General features: G+C 36.3%; 16 protein-coding genes. 14 read left to right on the top strand and 2 right to left on the bottom strand.

Annotation, left to right across the window (positions count from 1 at the left end):
- Positions 1-175 precede the first annotated feature (175 nt).
- Positions 176-1,735, top strand: coding sequence for a ribonuclease Y (gene rny, locus C7N65_RS02730; RefSeq protein ID WP_105992932.1), 1,560 nt, complete (start codon positions 176-178; stop codon positions 1,733-1,735).
- A gap of 273 nt (positions 1,736-2,008) precedes the next feature.
- Here rny and C7N65_RS02725 read toward each other — a convergent pair whose 3' ends face one another.
- The gene (locus C7N65_RS02725; protein ID WP_105992931.1) at positions 2,009-3,004 is read right to left on the bottom strand and encodes a YeiH family protein; all 996 of its coding nucleotides are present in this window, start codon (positions 3,002-3,004) and stop codon (positions 2,009-2,011) included.
- Between the two features lie 123 nt (positions 3,005-3,127).
- Here C7N65_RS02725 and C7N65_RS02720 point away from each other — a divergent pair, with 123 nt between their 5' ends.
- Positions 3,128-3,958, top strand: a complete 831-nt coding sequence (locus tag C7N65_RS02720) for a LysR family transcriptional regulator (protein ID WP_105992930.1) — start codon at positions 3,128-3,130, stop codon at positions 3,956-3,958.
- Between the two features lie 114 nt (positions 3,959-4,072).
- Here the strand turns inward: C7N65_RS02720 and C7N65_RS02715 are convergent, their stop codons facing one another.
- Positions 4,073-4,291 carry a hypothetical protein gene (locus C7N65_RS02715; RefSeq protein WP_105992929.1) on the bottom strand — a complete coding sequence of 73 codons (219 nt, stop codon included), beginning with the start codon at positions 4,289-4,291 and terminating at the stop codon, positions 4,073-4,075.
- Between the two features lie 271 nt (positions 4,292-4,562).
- Here C7N65_RS02715 and C7N65_RS02710 point away from each other — a divergent pair, with 271 nt between their 5' ends.
- From C7N65_RS02710 to C7N65_RS02655, 12 genes are all read left to right on the top strand, one after another.
- A complete protein-coding gene (locus C7N65_RS02710; protein WP_105992928.1) occupies positions 4,563-5,360 on the top strand; it encodes a TIGR00282 family metallophosphoesterase in 798 nt (265 codons plus the stop codon).
- Positions 5,361-5,472: 112 nt separating this feature from the next.
- Entirely contained in the window at positions 5,473-7,248 is a 1,776-nt protein-coding gene (locus C7N65_RS02705) for a 2-oxoacid:acceptor oxidoreductase subunit alpha (RefSeq protein ID WP_105992927.1), read from the top strand.
- A complete protein-coding gene (locus tag C7N65_RS02700; protein ID WP_105992926.1) occupies positions 7,235-8,101 on the top strand; it encodes a 2-oxoacid:ferredoxin oxidoreductase subunit beta in 867 nt (288 codons plus the stop codon). The genes C7N65_RS02705 and C7N65_RS02700 overlap by 14 nt, the downstream gene beginning before the upstream one ends.
- 197 nt (positions 8,102-8,298) lie before the next feature.
- Positions 8,299-8,817, top strand: coding sequence for a type II toxin-antitoxin system YoeB family toxin (locus C7N65_RS02695; protein ID WP_105992925.1), 519 nt, complete (start codon positions 8,299-8,301; stop codon positions 8,815-8,817).
- A gap of 81 nt (positions 8,818-8,898) precedes the next feature.
- A complete protein-coding gene (locus C7N65_RS02690; protein WP_105992924.1) occupies positions 8,899-9,189 on the top strand; it encodes an MTH1187 family thiamine-binding protein in 291 nt (96 codons plus the stop codon).
- 176 nt (positions 9,190-9,365) lie between these two features.
- Positions 9,366-11,087 (top strand): oligopeptide ABC transporter substrate-binding protein, encoded by a 1,722-nt coding sequence (gene opp4A, locus C7N65_RS02685; RefSeq protein ID WP_105992923.1) that lies wholly within the window; start codon positions 9,366-9,368, stop codon positions 11,085-11,087.
- 68 nt (positions 11,088-11,155) lie between these two features.
- On the top strand, positions 11,156-12,136 hold the full coding sequence (locus tag C7N65_RS02680) for an ABC transporter ATP-binding protein (protein WP_105992922.1): 981 nt from the start codon (positions 11,156-11,158) through the stop codon (positions 12,134-12,136).
- Between the two features lie 12 nt (positions 12,137-12,148).
- Positions 12,149-13,135, top strand: a complete 987-nt coding sequence (locus C7N65_RS02675) for an ABC transporter ATP-binding protein (protein WP_105992921.1) — start codon at positions 12,149-12,151, stop codon at positions 13,133-13,135.
- Positions 13,132-14,097, top strand: coding sequence for an oligopeptide ABC transporter permease (opp4B, locus tag C7N65_RS02670; RefSeq protein WP_105992920.1), 966 nt, complete (start codon positions 13,132-13,134; stop codon positions 14,095-14,097). Before C7N65_RS02675 ends, opp4B begins: the two co-directional genes overlap by 4 nt.
- 12 nt (positions 14,098-14,109) lie before the next feature.
- On the top strand, positions 14,110-15,009 hold the full coding sequence (gene opp4C, locus C7N65_RS02665) for an oligopeptide ABC transporter permease (protein WP_105992919.1): 900 nt from the start codon (positions 14,110-14,112) through the stop codon (positions 15,007-15,009).
- Between the two features lie 121 nt (positions 15,010-15,130).
- Positions 15,131-16,672 carry a tRNA (N6-isopentenyl adenosine(37)-C2)-methylthiotransferase MiaB gene (gene miaB / locus C7N65_RS02660; protein ID WP_105992918.1) on the top strand — a complete coding sequence of 514 codons (1,542 nt, stop codon included), beginning with the start codon at positions 15,131-15,133 and terminating at the stop codon, positions 16,670-16,672.
- A complete protein-coding gene (locus C7N65_RS02655; protein WP_105992917.1) occupies positions 16,672-17,028 on the top strand; it encodes a RicAFT regulatory complex protein RicA family protein in 357 nt (118 codons plus the stop codon). Before miaB ends, C7N65_RS02655 begins: the two co-directional genes overlap by 1 nt.
- Positions 17,029-17,034 lie beyond the last annotated feature (6 nt).

Below are 17,034 nucleotides of genomic sequence, written 5' to 3'. Positions count from 1 at the left end.
CTTCCAGGTTTTTCTTTTTGCATTGTGTAATTATGGTGGTTATGTAAACTATTAGCCTTGACACTGCTCCTGTTTAAAAAGTACAATTGTTATGTATGATTCTTATATTTCTTCATATAATCATATTGTAATCGATATACAAATAAACAAAATCCTAGAAAAAGGAGGTGTTTGTGTGAATTTATTAACCCTCCTACTCATTTTGCTGGGTTGTATTCTAGGAGTTGTTGTAGGGTATATAGCAGCCCAAAAAGTTTTGCACGAGAAACAAGTGCAAGCCAAACAAACTGCAGATGATATAATCAATCAGGCGAACAAAGAAGCAGAGAATCTCAAAAAAGAGAGATTACTAGAGGCTAAAGAAGAAAATCAACGTTTAAAAGAACAAACAGAAAATGAACTTCGAGAAATACGTGGAAATCTTCAAAAACAAGAGGCCCGACTTCTTCAAAAAGAAGATAACTTAGAGCGTAAGTCTGATCTATTAGATAAAAAAGATGAGATTTTAGAGCAAAAAGAATCGAAAATTGAAGAAAAACAACAACAAGTAGATGCAAAAGAGAGTAGTGTTCAATCAATAATAATGAAGCACGAACAAGAATTAGAACGCATCTCCGGTCTCACACGCGATGAAGCGATTAAAGAACAGTTTCAACGTGTTGAAGAAGAACTGTCACAAGATATTGCAGTACTTGTTAAAGAAAAGGAAATTGAAGCAAAAGAAAAAGTCGATAAAACCGCAAAAGAATTATTGGCAACTACAGTTCAGCGCTTAGCAGCTGAACATACTTCAGAGTCAACAGTATCAGTGGTTAACTTACCTAACGATGAAATGAAAGGCCGTATTATTGGTCGTGAAGGCCGTAATATTAGAACTTTAGAAACATTGACGGGTATCGACTTAATTATAGATGACACACCTGAAGCAGTAATCTTATCGGGCTTTGATCCTATTCGACGAGAAATTGCACGCACAGCTTTAGTCAACCTTGTTTCAGACGGTCGGATTCATCCGGGTCGTATTGAAGACATGGTAGAGAAAGCACGTAAAGAAGTAGATGATATTATCCGAGATGCTGGTGAGCAAGCAACGTTTGAAATCAACGTTCACAACATGCATCCTGACTTAGTTAAAATATTAGGTCGATTGAAATTCAGAACAAGCTATGGCCAAAATGTATTAAAACACTCTATTGAAGTTGCACATCTATCTGGTATGCTGGCAGCTGAATTAGGAGAAGATGTAACATTGGCTAAACGCGCTGGTTTATTGCATGACGTAGGTAAAGCCATAGACCACGAAGTCGAAGGCAGCCATGTAGAAATCGGTGTAGAACTTGCGAAGAAATATCATGAGAATGAAACAGTGATTAATGCGATTCATTCCCATCACGGCGATGTAGAACCAACATCTATTATCTCTATTCTAGTCGCTGCGGCAGATGCTTTATCAGCAGCACGCCCAGGTGCACGTAAAGAGACATTAGAAAATTATATCCGCAGATTAGAACGCTTAGAAGCTTTATCTGAAGGTTATGAAGGTGTTGAAAAAGCATTTGCGATTCAAGCCGGAAGAGAAATTCGCGTGATTGTATCACCGGATGATATCGATGACTTGAAAGCACATCGCTTAGCAAGAGATATCAAAAAACAAATTGAAGATGAATTACAGTATCCAGGACATATCAAAGTGACAGTTGTTCGTGAGACGAGAGCAATTGAATATGCAAAATAATTTTTGAAATGACAAGATCTTGAACTTATCACGGTTCAAGGTCTTTTTATATTATTTGAACGTATAGTCTAAGCACCTTAGGGTAATCTAATAGTAAGAAAAAATCAGTCAAATAACCAGAGGTGATTATGATGACAGATTTATTTCTTACTGTCATTGAATTTGTTCAAAATCATTGGGAGACAATAAGAAGAAAAAGACAAAGCAGAAAGTTAAAACGCAGTGCAAATTGAAATAAGACAGATGAAATGGGTTAGAAGGTCTAACCCATTTTTATATGTGGAGCATAGATAAAGTGATAAAAACAAGCACTGAAAGCAATAGAGAGGCAATCACAATTGCGATAAGCGGTTTGCCTGCACGGTCTTTAATATCTTTGAGGGCGACATTTAAGCCTAAGCCGACCATTGCCATAATAATCAGTAATGTAGAAATAAAGTTTAAGCATGACATCCATACTTCTGGTAAAGGCAGATACGTATTAATTAAAGAGGCAATAACGAATCCGACTAAGAAGTAAGGAATTTCTATAGCAGCTTTTTCGTTTGAGCTTTGTGATTTGAATTTCATGATAAAAAGCAAAATCAAACTGACTGGTATTAATAAGAAGACTCTGCCTAATTTAGCGAGTAATCCGATTTTTAATGATGCTTCACCCGCAAATCCAGCAGCTAATACAACATGAGCAATTTCATGCAAACTGCTGCCTGACCAAGCACCATAAAGTTCAGGTGAGATATGAAAAACAGAACTGATGACGGTATACACTAATGAAAACAGTGTTCCGATCAAAGCAATAATTCCGACACTTAAAGCAGTGTCTTTTTCTTTTGATTTTAAAATAGATGATGTCGCCGCAATCGCAGCCGCACCGCAAATACCTGTGCCGATGCCTAATAAGAGACCGATTTGTTTATCGCCTTTCATCCATTTGTTTAATAAAACGATAAATCCGATGCTGAATATTACGACACCGATATCTACTAATAATAAGGTACGTCCTTGTGTGATAATTTCATTGATATTGAGTTTGAGTCCGTAGAGTACAATTGCAACTTTTAATAGGCGTTTCGCTGAAAACTCAATACCCGATCTTACAGTTTCCGGATATCCCTTTAAATGACGGTACACAATCGCAAATAAGATAGCGATAGTCAGTGCACCTAAATTTTCTAACAGAGGCAATTGGGCTAATAACATACTGATTAGCGCTATGATCAGTGTGAAGATTATTCCAAATGCAAAAGATTTTTGTCTGATGACTTTCATAGTAACGCCTCCTCATACCTTTAATTTAGCACGGGCTTCTTATAACGTTAAATAAATAATTGGTATATAGACTATAACGAATTTGTTATAATTAAGGAGAATAAACAAAAAGGTGTGTTGTGGATGGATCCTTTTAAAGTATTAATTGAAGTTGTAAAAACGAAAAGTTATACCAAAGCTGCACAGAATTTATATACATCTCAACCTTCCATCAGCAGAGATATCAAGCGATTGGAAAATGAATATGACGTAAAAGTATTTGAGTTCAAACATTCTAATATGCGTTTGACGAGAGACGGTGAAAAGCTGTTTCATTATGCACTTCAAAAACGGCGTTTAGAAGAACGCTTAATCAAGGATTTAAAACAGGCACCGCATACTATTTCGGGTGAACTGACAATCGGAAGCAGTTATACGTATGGAGAATACCGCTTGGCTGAGCATTTAGCAGATTTGGCTTTAAAATATCCTCAGCTTCATATTCATGTAAGATTGGACAACTCTGAACATGTGATTGAACATTTAAAAAACAATGTGATTGATTTAGGAATTGTAGAAAAGGAAATTCAAGATAATGCGTTAAATAAAATGAAAATCGAACATGATGAATTGGTCTTAATCCGTAAAAAAGGCCAACCGTTTGAATCAGCGGATACTTTCTTTATCAGAGAAAAGGGTTCAGGTACTAGAGCTTACCAAGAAAAAGGAATTGAAAAATTAGGATTGAATGATGTCTTTCTAGTTGAGATGAATAATACAACATTGATAAAGAATATGGTGAGAAGGGGAATGGGGATTTCTATTATTTCATCTACGACACTCACACCTTATGATCATCAGAAATTAATGGTGGTGCCTGTTGATATTCAACGCGACTTTTATTTGTTTGCGCATAAGAACAAGTATATTGATGATAATTTAAGGATTGTAATTGATCATTTGAAGGAAGTATAAGTGTTCATTATCAGTATAGAGCATAAAAAAGAAGCTAAGCGAATGCTTAACTTCTGATGGATGAACAGTTTGTATTACCTAATTGTTCATTGTTTTTTATTTAAGATTATTGTTTTATTTAGTCAAAAGTAAATCTGTTTCTTTCACTTCTTTAAGTACTTCGCATGTATCAAATGCATTTGAAGATAAGTGTGCATATCTTTCAGCTAAACGGTATGCATTGATATAAAGCTCTAAAGCCTCTTTAGCGACATCTTCTGGATTGTCGCTTTTAGATGGGTTAGATTGAAGTACAAGTTCTGCAAACTTTTCGGGATCAATATTAATTGACATTTACTATTTACATCTCCTATAAATTTGATAGACAAATCATAACATACAACAAATTGATTAAAAAGAACAACTGCTTTGAAAATTTGACAGCTCTTTTACAATTATAATGTTGTGATGTATGAGCGTCTTAATTCATCTTTACCCCCTCTACATAAAGTTAATTATTTTTTTGAAAAAACTTTACTGCATCTGCATGATATTAAATGGCTTAGGCACTTTTCAATTGATGGATTTTCCATTAAACTAACTAATATGAGAGGATGAAGGAACGTTGAGAATATTATTTATCGGCGACATCGTAGGCAAAGTAGGGCGCAATGCGATTACTACGTACTTGCCTAAATTAAAGAAACATTACCGTCCGACCGCAACCATTGTCAATGCGGAAAATGCGGCACACGGCAAAGGTCTGACTGAAAAGATTTATAAACAGTTATTAAGAGAGGGCGTTGACTTTATGACGATGGGCAACCATACGTATGGACAACGTCAAATTTATGAATTTATCGATGATGCAAAACGTATGGTGCGACCTGCTAATTTCCCTGATGAAGCACCGGGTGTCGGTATGCGCTATATGCAGATCAATGATACGAAACTTGCGGTAATTAATCTGCAAGGCCGTGCGTTTATGCAAGATATTGATGACCCGTTTAAGAAAGCAGATGCATTAATTGAAGCAGCACAAAAAGAAACGCCTTATATTTTTGTGGACTTTCATGCGGAAACAACGTCAGAGAAAAATGCTATGGGTTGGTATTTAGATGGCCGTGCAAGTGCTGTTGTGGGCACACATACACATATACAAACGTCAGATAACCGTATTTTACCGAACGGTACAGGCTACATCACAGATGTAGGAATGACTGGTTATTATGATGGAATATTAGGCATTAATCGTGATGAAGTCATCTATCGTTTTATTTCAAGTCTGCCTCAGCGTCATGTTGTACCAGACGAAGGCAGAGAAGTATTATCCGGAGTTATTATTGATTTAGATAAAAACGGAAAAACAAAAAATATTGAACGTATTTTAATTAACGAAGATAATCCTTTTGAAATGATTTAAAAGGTATCGTCCGTTAGTATGAATTTCACTTAAAACCACTGTTATCATAGTAATACAGTGGTTTGTTTTGATATGATTAGAATGAACTATATTACAGGAGGCAAAGCTAGGTATGAAATCACAAGTATCTTGGAAAGTTGGCGGACAACAAGGTGAAGGAATTGAATCGACTGGAGAAATCTTTGCCACAGCAATGAATCGTGAAGGATATTACCTCTACGGATACAGACATTTCTCAAGCCGAATTAAAGGCGGCCATACCAATAATAAAATCAGAGTATCCAATACACCAGTGCATGCAATCAGTGATGATTTAGATATTTTAGTAGCGTTTGATCAAGAAACGATTGAAGTCAATCATCATGAAATGCGTGACGACAGTGTGATTATTGCGGATGCGAAAGCAAAACCGTCTAAACCTGAAGATTGCAAAGCCCAACTTATCGTACTGCCTTTTACTGATATCGCAAAAGAACTTGGTACAAAACTTATGAAAAACATGGTGGCTATCGGTGCAACGTGTGCCATTATGGATTTAGATATTAAGTCCTTTGAGTCATTAATTGACAACACATTCGGTAAAAAAGGCGAAAGTATTGTTGAAATGAATATTCAAGCCTTACATGCAGGTTATAAAGCAATGAAAGAACAAATGACAGACTTAGAAGGAGATTTCCATTTAGAAGCAAGCCAATCAGAACCGCACTTATATATGATCGGCAATGATGCTGTCGGTTTAGGTGCTATTTCAGCAGGTTCTAAATTTATGGCAGCTTATCCGATTACACCTGCTTCAGAAATTATGGAATATATGATTGATAACTTGCCGAAAGTCGGCGGTACAGTCATTCAAACTGAAGATGAAATTGCGGCGGCTACCATGGCTATCGGCGCAAACTATGCAGGTGTGCGTGCGTTCACAGCTTCAGCTGGACCCGGTCTTTCATTGATGATGGAATCTATCGGTCTTTCAGGTATGACTGAAACACCGTTAGTGATTGTCAATACACAACGCGGAGGTCCTTCAACAGGATTGCCAACAAAAGAAGAACAATCAGATTTAATGCAAATGATTTACGGTACACATGGTGATATTCCTAAGATTGTATTAGCACCAACAGATGCGGAAGATTCATTCTATTTAACAGTAGAAGCTTTCAACTTAGCTGAAGAATATCAATGCCCGGTTATCATTTTAAGCGACTTGCAGCTGGCATTAGGCAAGCAAACAGTAGAACAGCTTGATTTCAATCGCGTTGAAATCAAACGCGGCGAATTACTGCAAGGCGATATCGAACGTGAAGAAGATGACAAAGCTTACTTCAAACGTTATGCGCTTACAGCAAGTGGTGTTTCTCCGCGTCCTATCCCAGGCGTTAAAGGCGGTATTCATCATGTAACTGGTGTTGAACACAGCCAAGACGGCAAACCTAGTGAGTCTGCACAAAACCGTCAAGAACAAATGGATAAACGTATGCGTAAAACTGAAAACTTATTAATCAGCGAACCGGTTGTAGATGATCAAGCTTATGATGATGCAGATATTTTATATATCGGATTTATTTCTACAAAAGGCGCAATTCAAGAAGGGAAAGCAAGACTTGAAAAAGAAGGGGTTAAAGTCAACCACTTGCAAATCAAGCAACTGCATCCATTCCCGACAGAAATCGTACAAGAAGCGGTAGATAAAGCTAAAAAAGTTGTAGTTGTTGAACATAACTACCAAGGTCAACTAGCAAATATCTTGAAAATGAATGTAAATGTCCATCAAAAACTTGTAAAACAAACAAAATATGATGGTACACCATTCTTACCGCATGAAATTGAAGATAAAGGTTTAGAAATTGCCAAAGAAACTGAAGGAGTGGTTACAGGTGGCAACATTTAAAGATTTTAGAAATAACGTGAAACCCAACTGGTGTCCAGGGTGCGGTGACTTCTCAGTACAAGCAGCGATTCAAAAAGCAGCTGCGAATGTCGGATTAGAACCTGAAGAAGTAGCGTTAATTACAGGTATCGGTTGTTCCGGCCGTTTATCAGGTTATATCAATTCATACGGTCTGCACGCTATTCATGGTCGTGCTTTGCCGATTGCACAGGGCGTTAAAATGGCGAACAAAGATTTAACAGTGATTTGTTCTGGCGGTGACGGTGATGGTTATGCCATTGGTATGGGTCATACGATTCATGCTTTACGCCGTAACATGAACATTACGTATATTGTTATGGATAACCAAATCTATGGATTGACTAAAGGCCAAACTTCACCTTCATCAGCACCAGGCTTTGTGACTAAAACAACGCCTAAAGGCAACATTGAACAAAACGTAGCACCTTTAGAACTTGCATTATCATCTGGTGCAACGTTTGTCGGACAAGGCTTCTCAAGTGATATTAAAGGTCTCACATCATTAATCGAAGAAGCAATCAATCATGACGGCTTCTCATTCGTCAATGTGTTTTCACCTTGTGTCACATACAATAAAGTCAATACGTATGATTGGTTTAAAGAAAATCTTGTGTCAGTAGATGACTTAGAAGATTTTGACCCTTCAGATAAAAATAAAGCAACACAAGCAGTCATTGAAAACGAATCATTACTGACTGGAATTGTTTATCAAGATAAAGAAACACCTTCATATGAATCTCAAGTAGAAGCTATGAGCGGCGAACCTTTAGCAAAACAAGATATCAGTATTGATCAAGCGCAATTTGACGAATTAACTAAACAATTCATCTAAAAATATGAAACAAGCCTTCTTAACCTCGAAATAACGGGTATACGTTATATGAGAGAAAAGAAGGCTTGTTTTTGTTTCTAAAGTTATCTTTTGTTTACACCTAATTAGTTGTCAGATATTAAAAACTAAAATAAAAGTTTGGTATACCGCTTTATAAGGGTATTGTCTTAATAAGTCGTAATTAAGAGGTGTACAAAATGACGAAAGAGAAAAAAGAAGTTGATAAAGCGACGCCGCAAGAACAATTATTAAATAAAATTGCACATAATTATTTAGAAGGGCAGCAAGTGGATCCTTCCATTCATTATAATAACGAAACTGAAACACAAAAAGGTTATGAAGCACGCATGTATTTGCTGAAAAATGAAGCGAACCGCAACCATTTGGCACATTGTATCAGAGATTACATCAATGGGCACTTGGTTAAAGTCCTCGTAAATGACCAGCTATTAATCGATTTTACTGAAACCGCAAATAACGACCATACCCACTTTAAAAGCTTAAATGGTCAATTGATTGCACACTTCAACAGAGCGATTCAACAAATTAAAGGCAAAATCCCTTTTGATGAAGATAATTACCCTGTTCCGTTATATGTAAAAAGAATCAGCGAAGGCGGCTTTAAAGTTTTGAAGCTGGATGAAATACATCGACTCGTTTATAAAGAAATCGGTCATCGCTTAATCATCATCAGTTGTTATTATCATACAGTATAACGTTATGAAGCAGCATCAGTAGGCGAATGGGACAATTTTTGATACAGTGGAATTAATAACAAGGGAAAAGAGGGCTTTGACATGCAAGACACTTTAATGAGTATTCAAGTCATACCGAAAACACCAAATGGCGAAGACGTTATTCCATATGTTGATGAGGCAATTTCAATTATCGAAAAATCAGGCTTAGAGTTTCGAGTTAATCCTTTAGAAACTACAGTACAAGGAACGATGAGCGTATGCTTGATATTAATTCAAAATATTAATGATCGAATGGTTGAATTAAAAGTTCCAAGTATCATCAGCCAAGTGAAATTCTACCATGTGCCTACAGGTATTACTATGGATGATTTAACAGCTAAATACGATTAAATTATGATTTATCAATTTTGAGCACTCCTAATATTCAGGAGTGCTTTTTTGCATATATCAAATAATTTATCTATAAGAAAAATAATTAATGAATGTATCATTGACACAATAGTCAGAATATTAATATAATATTTTCATATAAACGGCATAGAGATAACATCATGAGGAGGAATTTTATGAAAAAACGATGGTTTAAACTAGCGATAGTTCTACTATCACTTCTACTCGTTTTATCAGCATGCGGCAGTAAAAAGTCAGCTGATAACGGTAAGACAGATTCAAGCAGCACAGGTAAGAGTAATGCGAAAGGCGGTACACTTAATATCGGTACTGGCGCACCGCCAGAAGGTAACTTCTCTGGTATCTTTGCAAGTTCAACATCTGACTCAGCTGTAATCGGCTTATTCAGTGACGGATTATTCAAAATGGATGATCATTTGCAAATCGAACCAAACATTGTTTCTTGGAAAGAATTAGAACCAGCTAAGAAATACAAATTCACAATGAAAAAAGGTATTAAATGGCAAGATGGCAACCCATTAACAATTAATGACTGGATTTTCACTTTAGAAACATTAGCTAGTCCTGATTATGAAGGTCCTCGTTTCAACACTGTAGAATGTATCGAAGGTGCGAAAGCGAAACATGACGGTCAAGCTGATACAATTTCAGGTATCAAAAAAATTGATGACTACAATGTAGAAATCACATTTAAAGAAAAGAAAGTTAATAACTTGTTGAAAATTTATGGTGGCGATTTATTAAGTGAAAAAATCTTTAAAGATATTCCTGTTAAACAAATGGCTAAATCAGAACAAGTACGTAAACACCCAATCGGTTATGGTGCTTTCAAAGTTAAAAAAATCGTAGATGGCGAATCAGTTCAATTTGAAAAAAATAAAAACTATTGGAAAGGTGAACCTAAACTAGACAAAATCAACTTAAAAGTAGTAGACCAAAACGCTATGGTGAAAGCACTTCAAAATGGTGATATCGATATGGTTGGCGAAGCTACTGCACCTATGGCAAAACAAGTTAAAGACGCTAAAGCAGATAACATTAAAGTTTTAACAGCACCATCAACTCAATACATGATTCTTGGATTCGTATTAAATAAATACGATAAAAAAGCAATGAAAGTGGGCGAACCGCTTCCTAAATACCAAGATGTCCGTTTAAGAAAAGCAATGGATTATGCGATTAACAAAGACGAATGGATTAAAGCGTTCATGTATGGTTATGCTAAACCAACTAACTCATTAATCCCAACAAGCCACTGGGTTTCTCAAGGTAATAAAGGCTTAACTGATTACAAATATAATGTGAAAAAAGCAAAACAATTGTTAGATGAAGCAGGTTATAAAGACCGTGACGGCGACGGATTCAGAGAAGATCCTAAAGGTAAAAAATTCGAAATCAACTTAAAACATTATGCAGGTACAAACCCAACATTTGAACCAAGAACTGCAGCACTTAAAGGTTATTGGGAAAAAGTTGGTTTGAAAACTAAAGTCAGCATGGTTGAGTTCAGTAAATATAATGCTGATTTAGAAAAAGCTGACGGAAATACTGAAGTTTATGTCAGAGGATGGCAACAAGGGGCAGACCCGGATCCATCAAGCTTGTATAAATCAAATGCATTATGGAACGAATCTCGTTACAACAACCCAGAATCAGACAAATTATTAGCAGAAGCAACTGACTACGATATCGTCGGCAACAGTAAAGAAAAACGTAAAGACCTTTACTTGCAATGGCAAAAACTTTGGAATAAAGATGTACCAGTTATTCCTCTTGTAGAGCTTGAAGACATTACATTAGTCAGCAACAAAGTTAAAAACTTCAACGTATCATTCAAAGGATCTAACCCTTCTAATGAATGGACTGTAGAAAAATAATTTTGCATTAAAAGCCTCGATTATTTTCGAGGCTTTTTCTAAGTAAAAAAGCAGGGGAGTGTTTGAAAATGCCAGTTAAAAATATATTAGAAATAACACAATTAAAAACCAGTTTTTACATAAAAAACGAATGGTATTCTGCAGTTAACAACATTAATTTATCGGTAGAAGAAGGCGAAATTCTAGGAATAGTAGGAGAATCGGGTTCAGGGAAATCAGTACTCAGCTTATCGGTGATGCAGCTGCTGCCTGAAAAAATAGCGAATGTTGAAGAAGGCGAAATCAAATTTAAAGGCAAGCGTATCGATAATATCAGTGAAAAAGACTATAACAAAATCAGAGGAAAAGAACTTTCAATGATCTTCCAAGAACCGATGACTGCACTGAATCCGGTTTTTACGATTGGAAATCAATTAGTTGAGAAAATCATGCTGCATTTAAAATTGGATAAAGTTAAATCCAGAGAAAAAGCCATCGATTTATTAAATCAAGTCGGTATTCCAAGAGCTGCAGAAGTCATTGACAATTATCCGCATCAGTTGTCTGGCGGTATGAGACAGCGTGTAATGATTGCTTTAGCGATTTCGTGCAATCCGGACTTATTAATTGCAGATGAACCTACAACTGCTCTAGATGTAACGGTGCAGGCGCAAATATTAGATTTATTAAGAAAAATCCGTAAAGAAAATAATATGTCTATTATTTTCATTTCACATGATTTAGCAGTGATTTCAGAACTATGCGATCGTGTAGCTGTCATGTATGCAGGTAATATTATCGAGACTGGAACAACAGATGAAATTTTCCAATCTCCTAAACATCCATACACTCAAGCATTAATCAGATCTATTCCGAAACTTGATGGAAATCCTGAAAAATTAGAAGTTATCGAAGGCAGTGTTCCTTCTCTTGTCAATATGCCGAAACAAGGATGCAAGTTTGCGAATAGATGTCCGCATGTCATGGATATCTGTAAAAAAGAAAATGTCCCTCTAAAATTGATTGATTCAAAACATAAAGTAGCTTGTCATTTATATGATGAGATGTAATGGAGGAAAATTATGGATAAAAAGACAATCTTAGAAGTAAATGAACTTAAACAATATTATCCAATTAAAGGCGGATTTTTTCGCAGAACAGTCGGACAAGTCAAAGCAGTAGACGGTATCAGTTTTAAAATCAATGAAGGCGAGACTATGGGGCTGGTAGGAGAATCAGGCTGCGGTAAATCATCTGCAGGTAGAAGTATTTTGAGGTTGCAGACACCTACGGGCGGTACAGTAACTTTTAATGGTGAAGATATTACGAATATTAAAGGACATAAACTAAGAGAAGCGCGCAAGGGATTTCAAATGGTTTTCCAAGACCCTTATGCTTCGCTTAACCCGCTGCAAATGGTAGGAGACATTGTCGGCGAACCGATAAAAAACTATAGTAAGCTGTCTAAAGCAGAACTTGAAAAAGAAGTAAAAGGACTTTTAGCAAAAGTAGGACTGCACCCAGAGGATTATTATAAATATGCGCATGAATTTTCAGGCGGACAAAGACAGAGGGTAGGTATTGCACGTGCATTAGCACTTAAACCTAAATTAATTATTTTAGACGAACCTGTAAGTGCGTTAGATGTTTCTGTACAATCTCAAGTACTGAATTTATTAGATGATTTGCAAAAAGAATTTAATCTTAGTTACTTATTCATTGCGCATGATTTAAGTGTTGTTAAGCATGTAAGTGATTATATCGGCGTAATGTATCTTGGTCATATTGTTGAGCAAGGACCGGCAGAAGAAATTTATAATCATCCAAAACATCCTTATACACAAGCTTTGATTTCAGCAATACCAGAAATTGATCCGACAAAAAGAAAAACGAGAATTTTATTAACTGGAGATTTACCTTCACCTGCAAATCCTCCGACAGGATGTCCTTTCCATACAAGGTGTCCGATTGCACAAGAAGCTTGCAAAACTAATCAACCCGAATATAAAGAAGTCAGCAAAGACCATTTTGTATCTTGCTTGCTGATTGAGGAAGAGGTGGAAAAATGATTCAGTTAATCATTCGTCGTTTATTATTGATGATACCGTTACTGTTTTTGATTTCAATTATAATTTTCGGTATCTCTAAATTACAACCGGGTGATGCATTTACAGGACAAGCATCATCCTCTGACAGTTCTTCAGCATATTATGAACAGCAAAGAAAGAAATTAGGTTATGACCAACCGATTCATGTGCAGTATATTAAGTGGGCAGAACATATTGTACATGGAGATTTAGGCGAATCAGTCCGATTTAAAAGACCTGTAATTGATTTAATCAAAGAAAGAATGCCTAATACAATTAGACTGGGAACATTAACCTTAATATTTACGTATATTTTGGCTTTTCCGCTTGGTATCTTATCAGGACGAAAACCATATTCGCCATTGGATTACTCGATACAAGTTGCTAACTATTTCTTGTTGGCATTGCCTTCATTTGTAGCAGGTGTCTTTGCGATTTATTTATTCGCATTCCAATTGAATTTATTCCCATTCCAAGGGTCTGTAACGATGGGATTAGAAGAAGGCACTTTCGCATATTATATGAGTAAACTTTATCATGCTTTATTGCCGGCATTGATTTTAGGTGTAATGTCTACAGCCGGATATGTACAATTCTTGCGTAACGATATGATTGAAAATGCACGTAAAGATTATGTGCGTACAGCACGTTCAAATGGGATTTCTGAAAATAAAATCTACAATAAACATATTTTAAGAAATTCAATTATCCCTATTGTGACATTCTTCGGGGGAGATGTACTGTCTATTTTCGGCGGTGCAGTAATCATTGAAACAATTTTCTCATATCCAGGAATCGGTAAATTGCTGATTGAAGCAATCAGCGGTAAAGATTATCCTCTCATGATGGCGTTACTATTATTCTTCGCATTCTTAGGACTACTTGCGAACTTAATCTCTGATATCACATATAGTATCGTCGACCCTAGAATTAAGAGCAACTAAGGAGGCGCAACAATGGCTAAACAATCAAAAACTAAAAATGAGAGTTATTCACCCTTAAAAAGTGCATTGATTCATTTCACGCATAATAAATTAGCAATGACTGCACTTTTTGTGCTCATCGCGATATTTACGATTTCTATGTTATCTCCGCTTATCGCACCTTTTGATCCGAACGAGCAAAACCTCGTGAATATCAAAGGGGATATGTCTCCGGAACATTGGCTGGGCACTGATGCTGGAGGTCGAGATATTTTAAGTCGATTATTGTATTCAGGTCGTGTTTCAATGGTATTCGGGATTACAACAACAGCAGGGATTTTAATTATTGGTATCATTGTAGGTATGATCTCTGGTTATTATGGCGGTAAAATCGACACAATTTTAATGCGTTTTACTGAGTTTGTAATGTTGTTCCCATTCATTCCATTCGCAATCGTATTAAATGCGACTTTCAGCGATAAAATCAAAAATCCATACGGCTCAGCAATTATTTTGGCATCCGTTATCATAGTGCTGTCATGGGTCGGAATTGCGAGATTGACGCGTGGTAAAGTGATGCAAGAGAAAGAAAATGAATATTTCTTAGCTGCTGTATCCATTGGTACACCTGTATATAAAATTATGTTCAAACATTTATTACCGAACATTTTAAGTGTCATTATTGTACAAGCAACTTTATTATTTGCGGTACAAATTGTAGCTGAAGCAGGTTTGAGTTTCCTTGGTTTTGGTATTGCGAAAACAACACCGACATGGGGGAATATGCTTTCAGATGCACAAGAAGCAGATGTACTCAGCGGCAAACCTTGGATTTGGATGCCACCAGCAATTATTATTACAATGACAATTTTATGTATCAACTTTGTTGGTGAAGGATTGAAAGATGCATTGAATCCTAAATCCAAACACTAAAATGAAGCCGGTCTTTGACTGGCTTTTTTTCTGTTTCAGACAAGATTCATTTTGCACTTTTAACGTAAACCATATATAATGAAATAATGATTAATCGGGGATATAGAAAGGATTTTGCGAAGTGAATGAAGAACAAAGAAAAGCGGGTTCTTTGGACGTAATTGCACACCGAAACAAGAAAGAGAAAGATTATAGTCAATACTTCGAAACAGTTTACCAGCCTCCTAGTTTAAAAGAAGCTAAAAAACGCGGTAAAGAAGAAGTGCATTATAATCGTGATTTCCAAATAGATGAGAAATATAAAAACATGGGTAAAGGCCGTACGTTCTTTATTAAAACGTATGGTTGCCAAATGAATGCGCACGACACTGAAGTAATGGCAGGTATTTTTGAAGCTTTAGGTTATACATTAGCAGATGAAATGTTAAAAGCAGATGTAATCTTGTTAAATACTTGTGCGATTCGTGAAAATGCGGAAAACAAAGTATTTAGTGAAATCGGTAATTTAAAACACTTGAAACGCGATCGTCCAGATTGCTTAATCGGTGTTTGCGGTTGTATGTCGCAAGAAGAATCAGTCGTTAATAAAATATTGAAGTCATTCCAAAACGTGGATATGATTTTCGGTACGCACAATATTCATAAATTACCAGAGATTTTAGAAGAAGCATATTTATCCAAAGCAATGGTCATTGATGTTTGGTCTAAAGAAGGCGATGTTATCGAGAACCTTCCGAAAGTCCGCGATGACTATTTCAAAGCATGGGTTAATATTATGTATGGCTGCGATAAGTTCTGTACATATTGTATTGTGCCGTTTACACGCGGTAAAGAGCGCAGTCGCCGTCCGCAAGATATTATTGATGAAGTGCGCGATTTAGCTCGCAGAGGCTATAAAGAAATTACTTTATTAGGTCAAAACGTCAACTCATACGGTAAAGACTTAAAAGACATGGATTATGGTTTAGGCGATTTATTTGAAGCTATTTCAAAAATCGATATTCCGCGTGTCCGTTTTACTACCAGCCACCCTTGGGACTTTACAGATCATATGATTGAAGTAATTGCTAAGGGCGGCAATATCGTACCGCACATCCATTTACCTGTTCAATCTGGTAATGATGCTGTATTGAAAATTATGGGACGCAAATATACACGCGAAAGCTATTTAGATTTAGTTCATCGTATTAAAGCCGCAATTCCTGATGTTGCTTTAACAACTGATATTATTGTCGGCTATCCGAATGAAACAGAAGAACAATTCGAAGAAACATTATCATTATATGATGAAGTTGAATTCGAACATGCTTATACTTATCTTTATTCACAGCGTGATGGTACACCTGCAGCACGAATGAAAGATAACGTAGCAACTGACGTTAAAAAAGCACGCTTGCAGCGCTTAAATAAAAAAGTCGGATACTATTCTGAACGTGCACTTAAAGCTTATGAAGGTCAAGTTGTGACTGTATTATGCGAAGGCAGCAGTAAAAAAGACGACACAGTCTTAGCAGGTTACACTGATAAAAATAAATTAGTTAACTTTAAAGGGCCTAAAGAAGTCATCGGCAAACTTGTTGATGTGAAAATCGACGAAGCGAAACAGTATTCATTAAACGGAACATTCTTGCATGTCCATGAAGGCAATACGGTGAAAGCGTAATGTATGATAAAACGGCTATCATCGAAGAAGCTAAAAAGCTGAGTGCGCAAATTAAAGCTTTGGATACTGTTAAAGATTACCAGCGTGTTGAAACACAAATACATCGCAACCATCATATTGATGATTGGATGGCAGATTTAAAACAAAGACAAAAGCAATCTGTGAATTTGCAGAACTATGGCAAGATAGAAGCTTATAAGCGCAGTGAAGCAGAGATAGCAGAACTTGAAAAGAAAATCAATGCGTTGCCTATCGTCACAGAATTTCGCGAATCGCAAGCTGATGCGAATGATTTGCTGCAAATGATGATTAACACAATGGCTGATCGTTTGAACGCAGCGCACCACAAGCAGTAACTTTAA

It is taken from the genome of Staphylococcus simulans (assembly GCF_002994445.1).
In the GTDB taxonomy this organism is placed as follows: Bacteria; Bacillota; Bacilli; order Staphylococcales; family Staphylococcaceae; genus Staphylococcus; species Staphylococcus simulans_B.
The sequence above is the reverse complement of the archived record's forward strand: the minus strand, read 5'-3'. Positions and strand labels throughout refer to the sequence as shown.

What these genes read in the sequence shown, in the direction of transcription:
- C7N65_RS02725 (WP_105992931.1), bottom strand. Translation starts at nt 3,004, where the DNA reads ATGAAAGTCATCAGACAAAAATCTTTTGCATTTGGAATAATCTTCACA.
- C7N65_RS02720 (WP_105992930.1), top strand. Translation starts at nt 3,128, where the DNA reads ATGGATCCTTTTAAAGTATTAATTGAAGTTGTAAAAACGAAAAGTTAT.
- C7N65_RS02715 (WP_105992929.1), bottom strand. Translation starts at nt 4,291, where the DNA reads ATGTCAATTAATATTGATCCCGAAAAGTTTGCAGAACTTGTACTTCAA.
- C7N65_RS02705 (WP_105992927.1), top strand. Translation starts at nt 5,473, where the DNA reads ATGAAATCACAAGTATCTTGGAAAGTTGGCGGACAACAAGGTGAAGGA.
- C7N65_RS02695 (WP_105992925.1), top strand. Translation starts at nt 8,299, where the DNA reads ATGACGAAAGAGAAAAAAGAAGTTGATAAAGCGACGCCGCAAGAACAA.
- C7N65_RS02690 (WP_105992924.1), top strand. Translation starts at nt 8,899, where the DNA reads ATGCAAGACACTTTAATGAGTATTCAAGTCATACCGAAAACACCAAAT.
- opp4A (WP_105992923.1), top strand. Translation starts at nt 9,366, where the DNA reads ATGAAAAAACGATGGTTTAAACTAGCGATAGTTCTACTATCACTTCTA.
- C7N65_RS02680 (WP_105992922.1), top strand. Translation starts at nt 11,156, where the DNA reads ATGCCAGTTAAAAATATATTAGAAATAACACAATTAAAAACCAGTTTT.
- C7N65_RS02675 (WP_105992921.1), top strand. Translation starts at nt 12,149, where the DNA reads ATGGATAAAAAGACAATCTTAGAAGTAAATGAACTTAAACAATATTAT.
- opp4B (WP_105992920.1), top strand. Translation starts at nt 13,132, where the DNA reads ATGATTCAGTTAATCATTCGTCGTTTATTATTGATGATACCGTTACTG.
- opp4C (WP_105992919.1), top strand. Translation starts at nt 14,110, where the DNA reads ATGGCTAAACAATCAAAAACTAAAAATGAGAGTTATTCACCCTTAAAA.
- C7N65_RS02655 (WP_105992917.1), top strand. Translation starts at nt 16,672, where the DNA reads ATGTATGATAAAACGGCTATCATCGAAGAAGCTAAAAAGCTGAGTGCG.